The sequence below is a fragment of the Thalassospira sp. UBA1131 genome (assembly GCF_002311515.1).
In the GTDB taxonomy this organism is placed as follows: Bacteria; Pseudomonadota; Alphaproteobacteria; order Rhodospirillales; family Thalassospiraceae; genus Thalassospira.
Genome location: NZ_DCAO01000051.1, coordinates 1 through 15,281 on the forward strand (window position 1 = coordinate 1; position 15,281 = coordinate 15,281).

The 15,281-nt window shown below is 55.1% G+C and carries 16 protein-coding genes and 2 pseudogenes; 12 read left to right on the forward strand and 6 right to left on the reverse strand.

What is annotated here, in order from left to right; all coding sequences use genetic code 11:
• Nucleotides 1-436: pseudogene (locus tag B3Z49_RS08170) on the forward strand (glutathione synthase); the annotation flags it as partial.
• 94 nt (nucleotides 437-530) lie between these two features.
• Here the strand turns inward: B3Z49_RS08170 and B3Z49_RS08175 are convergent.
• Nucleotides 531-830, reverse strand: coding sequence for a cupin domain-containing protein (locus B3Z49_RS08175; protein WP_296989796.1), 300 nt, complete (start codon nucleotides 828-830; stop codon nucleotides 531-533).
• Nucleotides 831-1,029: 199 nt separating this feature from the next.
• On the opposite strand from B3Z49_RS08175, the gene B3Z49_RS08180 reads away from it, so the two are divergent.
• From B3Z49_RS08180 to B3Z49_RS08195, 4 genes are all read left to right on the forward strand, one after another.
• Nucleotides 1,030-2,487: an alkaline phosphatase D family protein gene (locus tag B3Z49_RS08180; RefSeq protein ID WP_296989797.1), complete on the forward strand. Its 1,458-nt coding sequence runs from the start codon at nucleotides 1,030-1,032 to the stop codon at nucleotides 2,485-2,487.
• Nucleotides 2,488-2,537: 50 nt separating this feature from the next.
• On the forward strand, nucleotides 2,538-3,167 hold the full coding sequence (locus B3Z49_RS08185; RefSeq protein WP_296989799.1) for a glutathione S-transferase N-terminal domain-containing protein: 630 nt from the start codon (nucleotides 2,538-2,540) through the stop codon (nucleotides 3,165-3,167).
• Between the two features lie 82 nt (nucleotides 3,168-3,249).
• Complete coding sequence (locus tag B3Z49_RS08190) at nucleotides 3,250-3,486, forward strand: hypothetical protein (protein ID WP_008888791.1); 237 nt, start codon at nucleotides 3,250-3,252, stop codon at nucleotides 3,484-3,486.
• A 120-nt stretch (nucleotides 3,487-3,606) separates the two neighbouring features.
• Entirely contained in the window at nucleotides 3,607-4,089 is a 483-nt protein-coding gene (locus B3Z49_RS08195; protein WP_296989804.1) for a GNAT family N-acetyltransferase, read from the forward strand.
• Here B3Z49_RS08195 and B3Z49_RS08200 read toward each other — a convergent pair.
• From B3Z49_RS08200 to xdhA, 3 genes are read right to left on the reverse strand one after another with little or no spacing between them, the layout of a single operon-like run.
• Nucleotides 4,086-4,676, reverse strand: coding sequence for a TIGR00730 family Rossman fold protein (locus B3Z49_RS08200; protein ID WP_296989807.1), 591 nt, complete (start codon nucleotides 4,674-4,676; stop codon nucleotides 4,086-4,088). The two genes, B3Z49_RS08195 and B3Z49_RS08200, sit on opposite strands and share 4 nt — an antisense overlap.
• On the reverse strand, nucleotides 4,651-6,972 hold the full coding sequence (gene xdhB, locus B3Z49_RS08205) for a xanthine dehydrogenase molybdopterin binding subunit (protein WP_296989808.1): 2,322 nt from the start codon (nucleotides 6,970-6,972) through the stop codon (nucleotides 4,651-4,653). The genes B3Z49_RS08200 and xdhB overlap by 26 nt, the downstream gene beginning before the upstream one ends.
• Nucleotides 6,969-8,378, reverse strand: a complete 1,410-nt coding sequence (gene xdhA, locus B3Z49_RS08210) for a xanthine dehydrogenase small subunit (RefSeq protein WP_296989811.1) — start codon at nucleotides 8,376-8,378, stop codon at nucleotides 6,969-6,971. The genes xdhB and xdhA overlap by 4 nt, the downstream gene beginning before the upstream one ends.
• A gap of 222 nt (nucleotides 8,379-8,600) precedes the next feature.
• Here xdhA and B3Z49_RS08215 point away from each other — a divergent pair, with 222 nt between their 5' ends.
• On the forward strand, nucleotides 8,601-9,260 hold the full coding sequence (locus tag B3Z49_RS08215; RefSeq protein WP_296989813.1) for a TetR/AcrR family transcriptional regulator: 660 nt from the start codon (nucleotides 8,601-8,603) through the stop codon (nucleotides 9,258-9,260).
• Nucleotides 9,261-9,315: 55 nt separating this feature from the next.
• Here the strand turns inward: B3Z49_RS08215 and B3Z49_RS08220 are convergent, their stop codons facing one another.
• A complete protein-coding gene (locus tag B3Z49_RS08220; protein ID WP_296989818.1) occupies nucleotides 9,316-9,795 on the reverse strand; it encodes a MarR family winged helix-turn-helix transcriptional regulator in 480 nt (159 codons plus the stop codon).
• Between the two features lie 120 nt (nucleotides 9,796-9,915).
• Here B3Z49_RS08220 and B3Z49_RS08225 point away from each other — a divergent pair, with 120 nt between their 5' ends.
• The 3 genes from B3Z49_RS08225 to B3Z49_RS08235 are packed head-to-tail and all read left to right on the forward strand — an operon-like array spanning nucleotide 9,916 to nucleotide 11,332.
• Complete coding sequence (locus B3Z49_RS08225) at nucleotides 9,916-10,389, forward strand: VOC family protein (RefSeq protein ID WP_008888794.1); 474 nt, start codon at nucleotides 9,916-9,918, stop codon at nucleotides 10,387-10,389.
• A gap of 59 nt (nucleotides 10,390-10,448) precedes the next feature.
• Nucleotides 10,449-10,886, forward strand: a complete 438-nt coding sequence (locus B3Z49_RS08230; protein WP_296989822.1) for a YybH family protein — start codon at nucleotides 10,449-10,451, stop codon at nucleotides 10,884-10,886.
• Between the two features lie 38 nt (nucleotides 10,887-10,924).
• Nucleotides 10,925-11,332, forward strand: a complete 408-nt coding sequence (locus tag B3Z49_RS08235; protein WP_063086252.1) for a VOC family protein — start codon at nucleotides 10,925-10,927, stop codon at nucleotides 11,330-11,332.
• A gap of 197 nt (nucleotides 11,333-11,529) precedes the next feature.
• Here B3Z49_RS08235 and B3Z49_RS08240 read toward each other — a convergent pair whose 3' ends face one another.
• Nucleotides 11,530-12,285, reverse strand: a complete 756-nt coding sequence (locus B3Z49_RS08240) for an SDR family NAD(P)-dependent oxidoreductase (protein WP_296989827.1) — start codon at nucleotides 12,283-12,285, stop codon at nucleotides 11,530-11,532.
• A 169-nt stretch (nucleotides 12,286-12,454) separates the two neighbouring features.
• On the opposite strand from B3Z49_RS08240, the gene B3Z49_RS08245 reads away from it, so the two are divergent.
• From B3Z49_RS08245 to B3Z49_RS08255, 3 genes and pseudogenes are all read left to right on the forward strand, one after another.
• Nucleotides 12,455-13,369: an AraC family transcriptional regulator gene (locus B3Z49_RS08245; RefSeq protein WP_296989828.1), complete on the forward strand. Its 915-nt coding sequence runs from the start codon at nucleotides 12,455-12,457 to the stop codon at nucleotides 13,367-13,369.
• A 218-nt stretch (nucleotides 13,370-13,587) separates the two neighbouring features.
• Nucleotides 13,588-14,433: pseudogene (locus B3Z49_RS08250) on the forward strand (YifB family Mg chelatase-like AAA ATPase); the annotation flags it as partial.
• An 80-nt stretch (nucleotides 14,434-14,513) separates the two neighbouring features.
• Nucleotides 14,514-15,281: hypothetical protein (locus B3Z49_RS08255; protein WP_296989831.1), on the forward strand; the 768-nt coding region annotated here is incomplete at its 3' end.

Below are 15,281 nucleotides of genomic sequence, written 5' to 3' on the forward strand. Positions count from 1 at the left end.
CGTGTTCCACCTCAAACCCGGTGATGAGAACCTTAATTCGCTTTTGGAACTGTTTGCCGCGCAGTCGCGCGAACCGTTGATGGTGCAGGCTTATTTGCCGGATGTGCGCAAGGGCGACAAACGCATCATTCTGGTCGATGGCGAACCGGTGGGGGCGATCAACCGCGTTCCGGCCGAGGGTGAGGCACGTTCGAACATGCATGTCGGCGGTATGGCCGAGAAATCGATGCTGACACCGCGCGAACGCGAGATTTGCGATCGCATCGGGCCGGAGCTTAAGAAGCGTGATCTGATCTTTGTAGGGATTGACGTGATCGGCGATTACATGACGGAAATCAACGTCACCTCGCCGACCGGTCTTCAAGAGATCAACCGGTTTGACGGCTCCAAACTGGAAAGCCTGATCTGGGATGCGATTGAAACGCGGCTTGGCTAGGCCATCCTCATATCGCTAAAACGAAATAGGGCAGGTTATGATCACCTGCCCTTTTTGTTGGGTGATTTTGTGGGGCTTTTGAGGCGGGCTTTGATCAGCGCGCCTTGACCTCGACCTCGACAAAGGTGATGGCAAAGTCATTGTTGTTAATGACGTTATGGGACACGCCGGTCTTGCGGGCATAGGATTTCCCGGCGGTCATGTCGGACGGAAACGTTGTGCCGTCATCGTTAACAATGGTCAGGGTGCCGGTTGTCATCGGCACGACGACATAATCCATGCCGTGAACATGATCACCGGTTTCGGAGCCGGGCGGGAAGTGCCATTCGGTCACCTTGACGGCATCGTCATCAACCTGAACGGTGGGAGTGGCTTTGGGGCGCTGTGCAGTCACTGGGTTTCTCCAATTTTTGCGGTTAACCCGGTGATGATAGCGACAAGTCCCTCATGCTGCTTGCCTTTTTTATGTCGGCCTGTTGTGTGACTTTGACGATGCCGTCACCGTCCGGTTCCGCTAAGCTGGAACTAACGCGGCGATCAAACGTATGTTTCAAGGGTCAAGTTCACATCATTTTGGCAGGTAGTAACAGCGCATGACCAGCTCCGAGGCGACAAAAATCACCGATCAGGATCTTTTCGGGCCGTTCCTGTTTGCCCGGGGTGCTGATGCCAAGGCGGCAAAAATCGCCGCCCTTGTGGTTGCCGATGATGGTGCAGAAATCCCGGAATTTCGGGCTAATGGCCGTGATGTCATTGCGCCGTCAAAGCTTGCAACGCTGTTTGGGCGAAGCTATTGGCGGTTTGATTTTGAGCTGCCGTCAAACCGGGCCGCATCATATAGTTTCGGAAACGAAACATATGAGGTTTGCACCGATCTTGGGGATGATCTTCGCATCGGGTTTGTATCGTGCAATGGTCAGGAAGACGGTGATCTGGACCGGCCGCTTGAAGACCGCAATGCGCTCTGGACGGATTTGGGCAAAGAGCACGCAAAGCAGCCCTTCTCGCTTTTGCTGCATGGTGGCGATCAGATTTACGCCGACGGGGTCTGGGAATGTCACGAGGATATCATTGCCTGGGACAAGGCCGGACGCAGTGAACGGTTGGCAACCGCCTTTTCCGATGTCATGCGCGACGCCGTTTTGAAATTCTATCTTGATCATTATCTGGCGATTTATGGCCAACCGCAGATCCAATACATGCTCGCACGCGTGCCGTCGCTGATGATGTGGGATGACCATGACATTTTTGATGGCTGGGGCAGTCACAAGAAGTGGTTTCAGGGCAGTGCCGTTGCCAAGGGCATGTTTGACTGCGCACGACAGGCCTTTTGCCTGATGCAGCTTGGCTGCACACCCGATGATTTGCCCGATATGGTCAAGGATCGCGATGGCATCAGCCTTGGCTGGCGCACCGATTTTCCGGGGGTCAGTATTGTTGCGCCCGATTTGCGATCCGAACGGACACCAAATGACGTGATGGGTGCGCATGGCTGGCGCGATTTGCCCGAGATGCTCAAAACCGTGCCGGATGGCAATCGTATTCTTCTGATGTCGAGCGTGCCGGTGATCGGGCCGCGACTATCGTTGATCGAGATGGTGTTGCATCTTTCCCCCCGTGCCCAGAAATACGAGGATGACCTGCGCGATCAGTGGCAAAGTCGCTGGCACCGGCGCGAATGGTGCCGTTTCCTTGAGCTGATCGAAGAAATCGCCAACGAGCATGACCATGAGATCACCCTGTTATCGGGGGAAATCCATGTCGCAACCCGGGGCACCTTCGAAACCAAGGGTAAAACCATCCATCAACTGGTGGCATCGGGTATCTCGCACACCGCACCACCCCCGACCTTTGCCAGGGTTTTGGGCCTTCTGGCATGGATCGGGGAGAACCCGCTTCCGGGTCGGCCGACAGAGTTAAAACCGCTGCCGGAACGCAAAGGTACCTATTGTGCGGCGCGAAATTACCTTACACTGTCACGCAACGACACCAACTGGCATGCCAACTGGCATCTCGAAGGAATTGGCTGGACGCCGGATTTGCGCGTTTGACCGCGAAGCGTAGCCGACGGAAATGTGCCAATGGCAAGGGGCTTTGGATCATGATGCAGCTTTATTACGCGCCAACTTCACCCTTTTCGCGCAAGGTGCGCGTTGTCTTGCGTGAGTTGGGTCTGGAAAAACAGATCAGCGAGATCCTGATTGATCCGTGGACGGATGAGGCGCTGCGTGCCCATAATCCGCTTGCCAAAGTGCCGACCCTGATCCTTGAAGACGGCATGGCGGTTTTTGAATCGGCCGTGATCTGTGATTATCTTGATCAGCTTGCCAAATCCCAGGGCATTTCACAGGGTGTGATCCCTGAAAGCGGCCCGGCACGCCTTAGTGCATTGAAATGGCAGGGTTTGGCAGATGGCATGATGGCGGCAACCGCCCGGCTTTATGCCGACTCCCAACGCGAAGACGGTGATCGTTCCGAAGACGTAATGGAAAGACAGGCGCAGGCGATTACATCCGGTATTGAGGCGATCCTTGATGGCCTGCCGGCGCTTCGCACCGAGGAGCCACATCTTGGTACCTGGTCTGTGCTGATTGCGCTTTATTACATTGATTTCCGCTGGCCGGACCGGCGGTTTGATATCCCGGTGCGGGTGCGCGACTGGATGGCGATTATGTCGGAACGTGAATCCTTTACCGAGACCACCTTCCACCTGCCCCATGACGGTGATTGATCAGCAAATCCAACGATTACCTGCGACAAACGCCGCCAGACATGCTATCGCCGCCTTTTGAAGATTGAATTGCGAAAAGCCGATGACCGAACCGACCATTACCAAAGCCATGCGTGAACGCGCCTGGGTCCGTGCTGAACGGATTGAGGGCGAAGACCCCAAGGAAGTGCGCAAGCACAAGGAAAGCGGCATCACCATGAAAAAGGCCAGTTTCGGCAAGTTCCGTAATTTTGGCTGGACCGTGGTTGATGAGGTTGCCGTGCCGTGCCGCAAGGAATTCCTTCCGCCGCGCGAAACGGATGACGAAACCTCGGACTAGGCCGCTATCGCAAATGTGATGGCCGATGCCGGTGGGCTTGATTGACAAAGTGGCCGATGAAGGGCGCTATAAACCGATGGTTCTTGCGCCTTTTTCTTTGCCTGAGTTTGGTCTTGCCCGATGACAACCCGATCCGATGCGATTTCGTTTGGTTCGCTTGACGATATCGCGCCCGAAACCCTGATTGCCCATATGTCCGACCCGCGAATGGCGGAGCATATGCCATTGCTAAACGGTCCGTGGGATCAGGATGACGTCGCCCGGTTCATGGCGGCCAAGAAAGCCTATTGGCAGCGCGATGGCCTGGGGCATTGGGCGATCTTTTTTGATGGCACCTATGTCGGCTGGGGCGGGTTTCAGAAAGAAGGCGATGACTGGGATTATGGGCTGGTGCTGCGGCCTGAATGTTTCGGGCTTGGCATGGCGATCACGCACAAGGCGCTTGAATTTGCCCGATCCGATCCGCGTATTTCGTCGGTGACCTTCCTGTTACCGCCGACCCGTACCAAGCTCGCCGCGTTAAGACGACTTGGTGCTGTGTTCGAAGGAGCGGTTTCCCATGACGGGGCCTGCTTTCAAAAATTCCGGCTTGAGATCGGCTAAATCCATTTGTCTTGGTAGACTGTTTTTGCATTGGCGACCAAATCTGGAATGGACGCCGGATCGGATGTCACGGCAACCATTTGCCGGTGCACAGGTTTTAGAAATTTTTCCGCCGTCATGTCGTCGAGGAAGCTCAACAGCCCATCGAAAAAGCCATCGACATTAAGCAAAATCAACGGTTTTGCGTGAAAACCGAGTTGCATCCAGGTCCAGATCTCAAACGTTTCCTCCAGGGTGCCGATACCGCCGGGCATGGCGACAAATCCATCAGAGAGGTTCGCCATCAAGGCTTTGCGTTCATGCATGGTGTCGACCACATGAAGCTCACTTAAGTATTTGTGGGCGACCTCCTTATCGACCAGCTTTTTCGGGATAACCCCGATTGCCTTGCCGCCCGCATTCAATACGGCATCCGCAACGCCCCCCATAAGCCCGACGCTGGCACCGCCATAGACAAGGCCGCATTCTTTCTTGGCAAGCGCAAGGCCAAGGTCATGTGCAGCCTGCCTATAGACCGGTCGCAAACCGTCGCTTGATCCGCAAAAAACACAAATATTCAAATCAAACTCCTCGGTTTCTTTCCGCAATCTCCAACGCATTGAGAATGGCTTCGGGTGTTGCCGGCACGCTCAGCTGCGGCGGCAGGTTGCGTCCGGTTGAGGAAGCCACGGCATCCCAAATTGCGAGAAAGACAGACAATGACAGTTTTAGTGGTGGTTCGCCGACTGCCTTGGACTTGTAGATCGTCTCTTCACGATTCTCGTTGTCGAAGAATGCAAATCTGAAGTCTTCGGGTACATCGCCGCCGGTGGGAATTTTGTAGGTTTGTGGTGCGTGGGTCGCGAGGAACCCGTCATCACGCCACACCAGTTCCTCGGTCGTCATCCATCCCATGCCCTGAACGAAGGCACCGATGGCCTGCCCGCGGTCGAGGGCAGGGTTAATGGATTTGCCGACATCCTGAAGCATGTCGACCCTTAACACGCGTGTTTCGCCCGTCAGCGTGTCCAGGGCGACTTCGGAGCAGGCAGCGCCATATACATAGTAGTGAAACGGGCGACCCTTGAATGTTTCGAAATCGTATCCAACCTTGGGCACCCGATAATACCCCGTCGCGGAAAGCGAAATCTGATGAAAGAAGGCCGCTTCGCAGAGAGCCGGAAAGTCGATGCTCTCGCTGCCGGAATGGACTTTGTCATCGGCGAAAATTACATCTTCCGGCTTGCCACCGAATAGTTGGGTTGCCAGTGTCGCCAACCGTTCGCGGAGACAGACGGCAGCATTGTAAACAGCCATGCCATTCAGGTCCGTCCCGCTACTGGCAGCCGTTGAAACCGTATTGGGCACCTTGCTGGTGTCGGTGGTGCTTGCAATGACCTTTTCGGGCGACACGCCCAAGACATTGGATGCGATCTGCAACATCTTGGTATTGAGACCCTGACCCATTTCTGTGCCGCCATGATTCACCAGAATGGACCCGTCGGCGTAGATGTTTACCAATGCTCCTGCCTGATTGAGAAATGTTGCCCCGAACCCCACCCCGAAAACGGCGGGCAAAAGGCAAATTCCCTTTTTTATGATGGAATTGGTCGCGTTGTGGGCATTGATCTCGGTGCGGCGACGGCGGTAGTCGCTTGTGGACTCCAGCGTCTCGATCAGGTCTGGCAACACGTTGTCTTCGATCACATGGTCATAGTGTAGCCGGGCATTGGTGCCGTGCGTCAGAAGGTTGCGCTTGCGCAAATCGAGGGAATCTTCACCACGCCTCAGGGCGAGTGTTTCCATGGCGACCTCCATCCCCAGCATGCCCTGAGGGCCGCCAAAGCCCCGAAAGGCGGTCGCTGACTGGATATTGGTGCGCGCCCGATGGGATGTGCAGGTAAAATTGGGCACGAAATACGCATTTGTGGCATCAAACATGGCCCGGTCGGACACGGCACCGGAATAGTCAGCCGAGTGCCCTGCGGATACGCGGTGCTCGAACACGGCGGCTGTTAATTGGCCAGCCTTGTTTGCGGCGAGCATATAGTCGATATCGAACGCATGCCTTTTACCGGTAATCATGAAATCGTCGTCTCTGTCGAGCCGCAGTTTCACCGGCCGATTGAGCTTGAAGGCGCCAAGGGCGGCCAAGCAGGCAAAATAATAGGATTGCGATTCCTTGCCACCAAAGGCGCCGCCCATGCGTCGGCAAAGCGCTGTGACTCGTCCGGATGGCCATCCGAGAATCCGGGCAACAAAGGCCTGCATTTCGCTTGGATGTTGTGATGAGGTGAAAATGGTCATCCGCCTGTCTTCGCCCGGAATGGCGTAGGCGGCCTGTCCCTCAAGATAGAAATGTTCCTGTCCGCCGATCTTCAAGTGACCGGAAATGACGTGGTGAGATGCCCGGATGGCGGGCTCCGGCTCCCCATCCCTTGCTGTGCGGGCTGGAACAACTGTTTCCGATCGGCTTATGGCTTCTTCGGCGGCAAGTAATGGCGTTTCGGCCTCGTATTCGATGCGCGCCAGCCGGGCCGCGCGTCGCGCGATGTCGTAAGTTTGCGCGACAACCACAAAAAGCGGCTGCCCCCAATAGGCAACCCGGCTGTCCGGCAGAAGACGCTCATCGTCGATAATAATGCCAAAACGGTTTTCACCCGGGATGTCCTTGGCGGTCAGGACCGCCTCGACCCCGTCCAATGCAAGAACATCGGTGAAATCCGTTGATTTGATGTGTCCGCGCGCAACGGTCGAAAGTCCAAGGGCCGCATGCAGTGAGCCTTCGAGTTCGGGGATGTCATCGACATATTCCGCATGCCCGGTGACATGGAGATGCGCGCTTTCATGGGCCCATTCCTTGCCAATCTCGGAGTGTCGTGTGGTTTTGATCTCTTGGGTCAAAGCGCCACCTCGCAGTTCAGCTGAGTTGTCTGGGTGATTGGATTGCCTTCAAACTCGGCCAATGCGCGTCTGAGAAGATTACCCGCGACGCGCAACCGATAGGAGGCGCTGGCCCGGTGATCGGAAATCGGGCTGAATTCACGTTCAATCGAGGCGACCGCTTCATTGACCGTTTCGCGACCAAAGGCGTGCCCTTCTAATATCGTCTCGGCACCTTTGGCCCGACGCGGCATTTCAGCCAGACCGCCAAAGGCAACCCGTGCGCTTTCGACGATGCCATCTTTCAGCGTCAGCGCGATCACCATCGCGACAGCCGATATGTCATCCTCGCGCCGCTTGGAGATCTTGTAGGCCCTTAAGAAAAGATCTTCCGGTCTTGGCGGCACCAAGATGCGGGTCAACAGTTCTGCAGGCTTCAGCGCAAGCTTGCGATAGCCAAGATAGAAGTCACTTAGTGCCATAACACGGCGTCCTGCGGTGCGGGCTATTTCGAGGTCTGCATCAAGGGCAAGCAGAACCGGCATACTGTCCCCGATGGGGGAACCGTTTGCGATATTGCCTCCCAGGGTCGCGCGGTTGCGAATAGACAAGGAGGCAAAGCGATAAAAGTAGTCACTCAGCTCAGGATAAGTCTTTGCCATCAGGGGAAAGACTTCCGAGAGGACACAAGACGCGCCGATGCTTAACCCCTGCGCGGTTTGCGTTATCTGTTGCAATTCGCGTACGTCATCAAGGTGAATGGTGCGGGACCATGATTTCAGGTCCTTGGTTGCCTCAAGCCCCAAATCAGTGGCACCGGCAACAATGCGCGCATCATTGTCTTTGGAGAGAATCTTACAAACCTCGGCGATGGTTTTGGGTTGGGCGGCGGCATCGTATGCCGCCTGCGGCTTTTGCACCGCGGTTTTTTGCTGCATGTCTCTTAATCTTGCAGCATCAACTTCCGGATCGCGTGCGCAGCGCGGGTAGGCATACATGCGTTCTGCAGCCTCAAAGATGGGCAGATAGCCGGTGCATCGGCACAGATTGCCAGACAGCGCTTCATTGACACTTGGCCGTCCGGGATAGACATCATGATTGAGGTACAGCGCATAGAGGCTCATCACAAAGCCCGGCGTGCAGAAGCCGCATTGCGAACCATGGCATTCGACAAGGGCCTTTTGAACCGGATGGAGGCCGTTTTCGCCATCGTCGAGATCTTCAACTGTCAATACGAGACGGTTGGTGATTGCGGGCAGCGGGAGAATGCAGGAGTTGACGGCTCTGTAGACAACACTGGTCTCATCACTTGTAAGTTCTGCAATTACCACCATGCATGCGCCGCAATCGCCTTCTGCGCATCCTTCCTTGGTGCCGCGAAGACGGCGTTCGTCACGCAGATGGCCAAGCAGCATGTCCGAGCTCAACAACCTTGTCGATCCGGCTACCTTTCCTGTGGCGCAAAGGTAAGAAACAGATTGGGTGTTCTTTTCAGGCATGTGATCGACCTTTCCTTGCGTGACCGATATCGGGTATGTTTCGATACGCTACGTATCTAATCTTAATTACGATACGATGCGTAGTCAATCCTCTCGATGTGGTTCACGGTTGGCCTGTGCGGGGGAAAGAGCTAATTTGAGGGCCATCACATGCAAGCCAGCAACGAACAAAGTCCAATGACACTTGATACTTCTGACCACCAAAAAGCTTCGGACACGACATCAGGTGTGGGGCGTCCCCGGGACACAAGAGCCTCTAAGGCTGCGTTGAAAGCCGCACTGGAACTGGCACAGGAAGGTGGCGTCAGCTTTGCAACGATTGAACGTATTGCCGGGCGCTCGGGCGTGGCCAAAACCACGATCTATCGTCGGTGGCCTAATGCAGCCGGGGTCGTGATGGCTGCATTTCTGCAAGAACTGGGACCATTGATCGAGTACCCCGATCAGGGCGAGGTCAAAGAAGTTTTGACAGGATCGATCGGTCATCTTGTCGACGCGTTGAACGGACCGCGCGGGATTTTGTTGCGCCATCTATTGGGCGAAGCGCAAAAGGACGAAGCATTGGCCAGTGCGTTCTGGAAAGAATGGATTCTGCCACGCCGAAATATGGGCAAGGCGGTGCTGGAACGCGCAGTTCGCCTTGGTGAAATCAGGCCTGGCACCAATCTGGACATCGCGCTGGACGCCTTGTATGGCGCGGTCTACTACCGGCTGATGATTCCGTACGCGCCGCTTACACAGGATTATGTTGACGCGTTGGTAGACCAGGCACTTGCGGGCATTGCACCACAACCGACCAAGAGCGAATGATCCAAAGAAGATAGGGCAAGGCCAAGCCCCGCTCCCAGCCATTGGCCGGCAAGGCTTAGTGATCCTGATCGTGAGACAGATTGATTAACGCTGCCAAAAGCTGCTTTGGGTCCGTGTCGGCGACCTGATTTTCCAGCTGTTGTTGGGTTTCCTGCCAGATCGGGAAGGCGCGCGCCAAAAGCGCCATGCCATCCTTGGTCAGGGTCAGAAGACGCCCGCGCTTGTCCTTGGGATCGGGGGCGATTTCAACCAAGCCCCGGCGTTCAAGCGGTTTGAGATTGGCCGTCAGGGTGGTGCGATCCATCGCCAGAAGGTCGGAGACATCTTTCATGTGCGGCGGATATGGCCGGTTTAACGACATCAAAAGTGAATATTGCCCGCTGGTCAGATCAAGGGGGCGAAAGGCGTCATCAAACCGCCTTGCAACAGTGCGTGCCGCACGCCGGACATGCAGGCAAAGGCACGAGTCCCTTACCATTATGGTATCGGCATAGGGGACGATCTGATCGCTATGGTTGAAATCTTTTTTTGACATGAATAAATTATGTTGATATCAACGTAATTGTCAAATGGGAAAACAAGAAAATGCTGATAAATCGCCCTTTTTTGACCGTCACCGCGTTAAATCCGTTCTGCCTGGCAAGGAGAATGCCCCATGCAGAAGATCAGTCCTTTTTTATGGTTTGATCAGACCGCTGAAGAAGCCGTCAATTTTTATGTTTCGGTATTTGCCGATGCCAAAATCGGCAACATCATGCGTGCAAGTGCGGCCGGTCCCGGCCCGGAGGGACGTGTTCTGACCATTGGCTTTGAACTGTTCGGGCAAAGCTTTACCGCGTTCAACTTCCCCACAGATTTCAAGTTTACCGAAGCCGTTTCCTTCGTCGTCGATTGCAAGGATCAGGCAGAGGTCGATTATTACTGGGATTGCCTGTCGGACGGCGGGCAGCCACGCGATTGCGGCTGGGTTAAAGACCGGTTTGGGGTGTTTTGGCAAATCACCCCGACCCGCCTGATTGAATTGATGAGCGACCCGAACCCGGCGATCGCCGCACGCGCAGCAAGCGCAATGATGACCATGCAAAAGATCGACATCGCGGCACTTGAACGCGCGGTCGCCGACGGCTGATCAGGCCTGAGCACTCATGAAGCCAAACCCCTCGCACCACCAACGCAAGGATATGTCTGATGTCAGAAAAACAAGCCAAGGATCGCCAGGCGATTGCCGATCTGTTTGATCGCTGGACTAACGCCAATCGCAGCAAGGATATCGATGCGATCATGGCGCTTTATCACCCCGATATCTGTTCCTATGACGCGGTTGGACCGCTGCAATTCAACGGTGCCGCTGACTACCGCGCCCATTGGGAAAAATGCCTGCCCAAGGACGCCGAAATGATTGTCGAGATGCAGACACCAACCATTCGCGTCTCAGGCCATCTTGGTGTTGCGCATTTCCTGATCCGCTGTGGCATGCGCGATCCGGATGGTACCGAACATTCAAGCTGGATGCGCTCAAGCACTCAGCTTGAAAAGCGCGACGGCCAATGGCGCATCGCGCACGAACATTTTTCCGTGCCGTTTGATTTCGAAAATGGCCAAGCCCAGTTCGGGCTTGAGCCATAAGCCGTGCCCATCAACGCAATCATACAAAGGAAGCCCCGATGAAAGTGATCAGCTATTTGAATTTTGATGGTAATTGCCGCCCGGCAATGGAGTTTTATCAATCTGTTCTGGGGGGTGAGCTTATCACCATGTCCTATGGCGAAACCCCGATGGCCGAAGAAATGCCCGCCATGGCCGACAAAATGGCCCATGCCTGCCTTGTCGGTGATGGCTGGAACATCATGGCGTCTGACAGCCCATCCGAACATTTCGAGGCGATGAAAGGCATGAACATTTCCATCCATGCCCCGACTGCCGAAAAGGCGCGTGCGTATTTCGACGGGCTTGCGGTGGGTGGCACAGTGATCATGCCGTTCGAAGAAACGTTTTGGTCAAAGGGCTTTGGTCTGGTGACTGACAAGTTCGGCACGCCCTGGATGGTCAATACCGACATGGAACCGGCATAGGTGCCCACCCGCACCAAACTTGGCGGTCTGGTGGATCGGGAAGATCTCTGAGAAATCAGTTAGTTGTTAAAGCGAAATGTTTTTATGCTTGCGCTTATCAGATCAGGTAAACAACCCGGCACGCAGACTGATGTGCCGGGTTGTTTGTTTTAATCGCCCCGGTTCAGGGGAATTAAGAGCTGGATACGTGAGTGGGATCAGATCGTTTGACCGCCTGAAACCTCGATCCGCTGGGCTGTGACCCAGCGATTGTCATCGCGCAGCAGGCTTGCAACCATCGGACCGATATCATCGGGCAAACCGACCCGGCCAAGGGCGGTCATGCTGGCAAAGGCCTCGTTATAGGCGGGGGTATCGCGGACTGCACCGCCAAGGAAGTCGGTCTCGATCGCGCCCGGGGCAACGCAATTGGCCGTGATGCCACGTTCGCCGAGTTCCTTGGCCAGATAGACCGTCAGAATTTCAATCGCACCCTTTGCCGCGGAATAGGCGGAAAAGCCTGGGAAGGACACGCGTGTCAGCCCCGATGAATAGGTAATGATGCGTCCGTTATCGGCAAGTATCGGCAAAACCGCCTGGACCAGAAAGAACACGCCTTTGACATGGACGTCAAACAGGGAGTCGAACTGTTGTTCGGTGGTTTCGGCGAACGGGGTCATTTCGCCGTGGCCGGCATTGTTGATCAGATGATCAAAACTGTCGCGTCCGAAGGTTTCGGACAGTGCCTTTTTCAGGGCGGAAACAAAGGCCGGAAAGGTCGAGATTTTGGTGACATCAAGTTGCAGGGCAACGGCCTTTTGGCCAAGGGCACGGATTTCTTCGACGACTTCCTGGGCCTGCGCTTCGTTGCCGCGATAGGTGACGATGACATCATTACCCGCCTTGGCAATGCTGATGGCGGCGTTGCGGCCAAGTCCGCGGTTGGCACCGGTGATCATGGAAATTTTCGACATGATGTTTCCTTTCAGGTTTATCGATGCCGGAAACCTACCCCTGTCTTGACGGTAGTTGTTGCCTGTCTGTCTATGAATTTTGCCTGTTTGCCCAAATGATGGAAAACGAATTGCAATATTGGGTCATATGCTTACCTATTAATCCAATCGACATGTCCAAAAGACCCGTGTGAGCAGTGAAAGGCTGATAGTGCAAACCCTGTTTGATCTTGTTCGGCGCTATGCCGATGCGCATGCAGACCAGTCCGGTGTGGCCCAAACACCGGTGCCCGGCCTTTCGATGGTGCGGGTTCTCTATCCCGGTGCGCTTCAGGTGGCGATCAACCGGCCACTTGTCGCGACGGTGCTTCAGGGGCGCAAATTGGTGACAATGGGGGCGGAGACATTTGATCTTGGTCCGGGCGATGCGCTTTTGATTTCTGCAGACGTGCCGACCGTCAGCCAGATTTCCAAGGCAAGCGTTGTGGCGCCCTATTACGCGCTGATTCTTGAACTTGATCTGGCGATGATTGCCGATATTGCGGCGGCAATCGGCCTTCCGCACGGGCAAGGCGGGCCGATCTCTGTCGAGCGGTTTGATCCCCATGTCGAAGATGTGGCAACCCGATTGATGCAGTTTCTGAACCGGTCTGGGGCGATTTCGGTCCTTGGCGACGGCCTGCTTCGTGAAATGCATTACTGGATGCTGTCAGGGTCACATGGCACTGCGATCCGCAGGCTGGGAACCGCAGACAGCCATGCCCAGCGTATCAGTCGCGCGGTGGCGCTGATTCGTACGCAATTTGCCGAGACCCTTCGGGTGAATGAACTTGCCGAGGCCGCAGGCATGAGCATTTCGTCATTTCACCAGCATTTCCGTGCGGCAACGACGCTTTCGCCCCTGCAATTCCAAAAGCAGCTTCGCCTGATCGAGGCACGGCGAAGAATGATGGCCGAAGGCGCGGCAATCGCTGATGCCGCTTATGCAGTCGGTTATGAAAGCGTGCCGCAGTTTACCCGTGAATATAGCCGCCTTTTCAATGTGTCACCGGGGCGCGACCTGCGCCAGACCCGGGTGGGAACAACCGGCCTACAACCGGCATAAGCCAATTTGAGCCATGCGACCAATCTGCCGACCTGACAGGGGTTGGCGTTGCCAGCGTTTGATATCATTGTGTTCTCTTAATGAACGGACCCTGACATAGCAGCATGGTATTTACGGGCTTAAACGGAACGCCAAGTGATTGCCCGTAAACGATATGTTGCCTTGATCCCCGTTTACCGTCAAAGTAATACAACTTGGGGTTATGGGGGTCAGGCAAATTGACAGCGCGGGTTACCACAGTTGCCTTTGCCGGGATTGAAACGATCCCTGTTGACGTGCAGGTGCAAATGGCGAGTGGCCTTCCGGCCTTTACTGTCGTTGGCCTGCCCGATAAGGCGGTGTCCGAGGCCCGTGAACGGGTGCGATCCGCGCTTTCGGCCATGGGATTGGCCCTGCCGCCCAAACGTATCACCATCAATCTCGCCCCGGCCGATTTACTTAAGGAAGGGTCGCATTTCGATCTGCCGATTGCGCTGGGTATTCTGGCCGAGATGGATGTCATCGGCCATGACGATATCGAGCGGTTCTTGGTGCTGGGTGAATTGGGGCTGGATGGCAGCATCACCAAGGTTGGCGGGGTGTTGCCCGCCGCCATGGAAGCCGGGATGCAGGAATGCGGCATCATTTGTCCGAACGCCAACGGGGCGGAGGCCCTTTGGGCCGGTGATCTTGAGATTCTGGCACCGGTAAGCCTTGTGGCCCTGATCAATCATTTCAAAGGCACGCAAATTCTGCCCCGCCCGATCCGGCGCGACACCGACGAGATAAATGATTTCCATGGCGACCTGCGCGATATCAAGGGACAGGAAAGTGCCAAACGTGCTCTTGAGATCGCAGCGGCAGGCGGCCATAACCTTTTGATGTCGGGACCGCCGGGATCGGGGAAATCCATGCTGGCCGCGCGTTTGCCGGGCATTTTGCCCGATCTTGATGCCAGACAGGCACTGGAAACCACCGTTATCCATTCCGTATCCGGAATGTTGCCCGAAGGTGGGCTGATCCGCACCCGACCGTTCCGCCAGCCCCATCACTCTGCCTCGATGCCAGCCCTTGTCGGTGGGGGGTGTCATTTTCAACAATTGTTGCGACTAAACAATAATTGCTGCGACAATCTCTATGTTGAGTTTACATAGAGCACGCCCTTGTGACCGTTTCTCTCAAACAATCCAGAACCTTTAGCTTTCAAGATGGCACCCTTAAAGACGAAACTGAGCGCTTGGTCGTTTGGTGGTACGGGCCTATCTTCAAAAATATCCGCTCACAAAGCGTCCCTAAAATTTATGTATTTTTAAGACCTATTGATCAGGAGAACAAATTAGGAGACGTGATTAAGCGAACGACGGTCTTAACGCATGTCGGACTATTGAGAATCGGCTCCGTCTGGGAAAAGGGCGTGAGCAACTCCCGCATCGCATTTGAGGAGAAAACATTCCCTGTTTCGTTCTCTCCGGGCGGCTGGCGGATTGTCTCCTTAGACGACTTGCACAAAGCAGGGCGCAGCCTCTATACCTCCTTTCATGAGGCAAGCTATTTACCGCTGGACAGAAAACACAAATCGTACCTGATTGAATTTGACCTCCCAGATGGCAAACATCTGCTCATCCCTTGCACCGAATTTTTTGCACGCGTTTACGGTCGATCATCTGAAATCAAGCGTGTGCTCGCCACTTACTGTTGGGAGGAGGTCAAAGAACGGCTTTATCGACCGCTTAATGCGCCCCCATCGCCAGGTACCTGGCCTGTCAGATTTACATATCGTGTTCATAGGCACGATGCGATTTTGCTCGCGCACATGCTGTACGACCCCTATGCCGAACAAGCTGCCAGAGATATTTATGCGCAGACTGAAGCCAGCTTCCCCCAAGATAAGATGCTTTTAAAAGTCACTCCATGGTTTCAAGGCAGCGGGGAA

Excerpts from the sequence above, each read along its gene's own strand:
- B3Z49_RS08180 (WP_296989797.1), top strand. The coding sequence starts at position 1,030 with ATGACCAGCTCCGAGGCGACAAAAATCACCGATCAGGATCTTTTCGGG.
- B3Z49_RS08185 (WP_296989799.1), top strand. The coding sequence starts at position 2,538 with ATGATGCAGCTTTATTACGCGCCAACTTCACCCTTTTCGCGCAAGGTG.
- B3Z49_RS08190 (WP_008888791.1), top strand. The coding sequence starts at position 3,250 with ATGACCGAACCGACCATTACCAAAGCCATGCGTGAACGCGCCTGGGTC.
- B3Z49_RS08195 (WP_296989804.1), top strand. The coding sequence starts at position 3,607 with ATGACAACCCGATCCGATGCGATTTCGTTTGGTTCGCTTGACGATATC.
- B3Z49_RS08215 (WP_296989813.1), top strand. The coding sequence starts at position 8,601 with ATGCAAGCCAGCAACGAACAAAGTCCAATGACACTTGATACTTCTGAC.
- B3Z49_RS08220 (WP_296989818.1), bottom strand. The coding sequence starts at position 9,795 with ATGTCAAAAAAAGATTTCAACCATAGCGATCAGATCGTCCCCTATGCC.
- B3Z49_RS08225 (WP_008888794.1), top strand. The coding sequence starts at position 9,916 with ATGCAGAAGATCAGTCCTTTTTTATGGTTTGATCAGACCGCTGAAGAA.
- B3Z49_RS08230 (WP_296989822.1), top strand. The coding sequence starts at position 10,449 with ATGTCAGAAAAACAAGCCAAGGATCGCCAGGCGATTGCCGATCTGTTT.
- B3Z49_RS08235 (WP_063086252.1), top strand. The coding sequence starts at position 10,925 with ATGAAAGTGATCAGCTATTTGAATTTTGATGGTAATTGCCGCCCGGCA.
- B3Z49_RS08240 (WP_296989827.1), bottom strand. The coding sequence starts at position 12,285 with ATGTCGAAAATTTCCATGATCACCGGTGCCAACCGCGGACTTGGCCGC.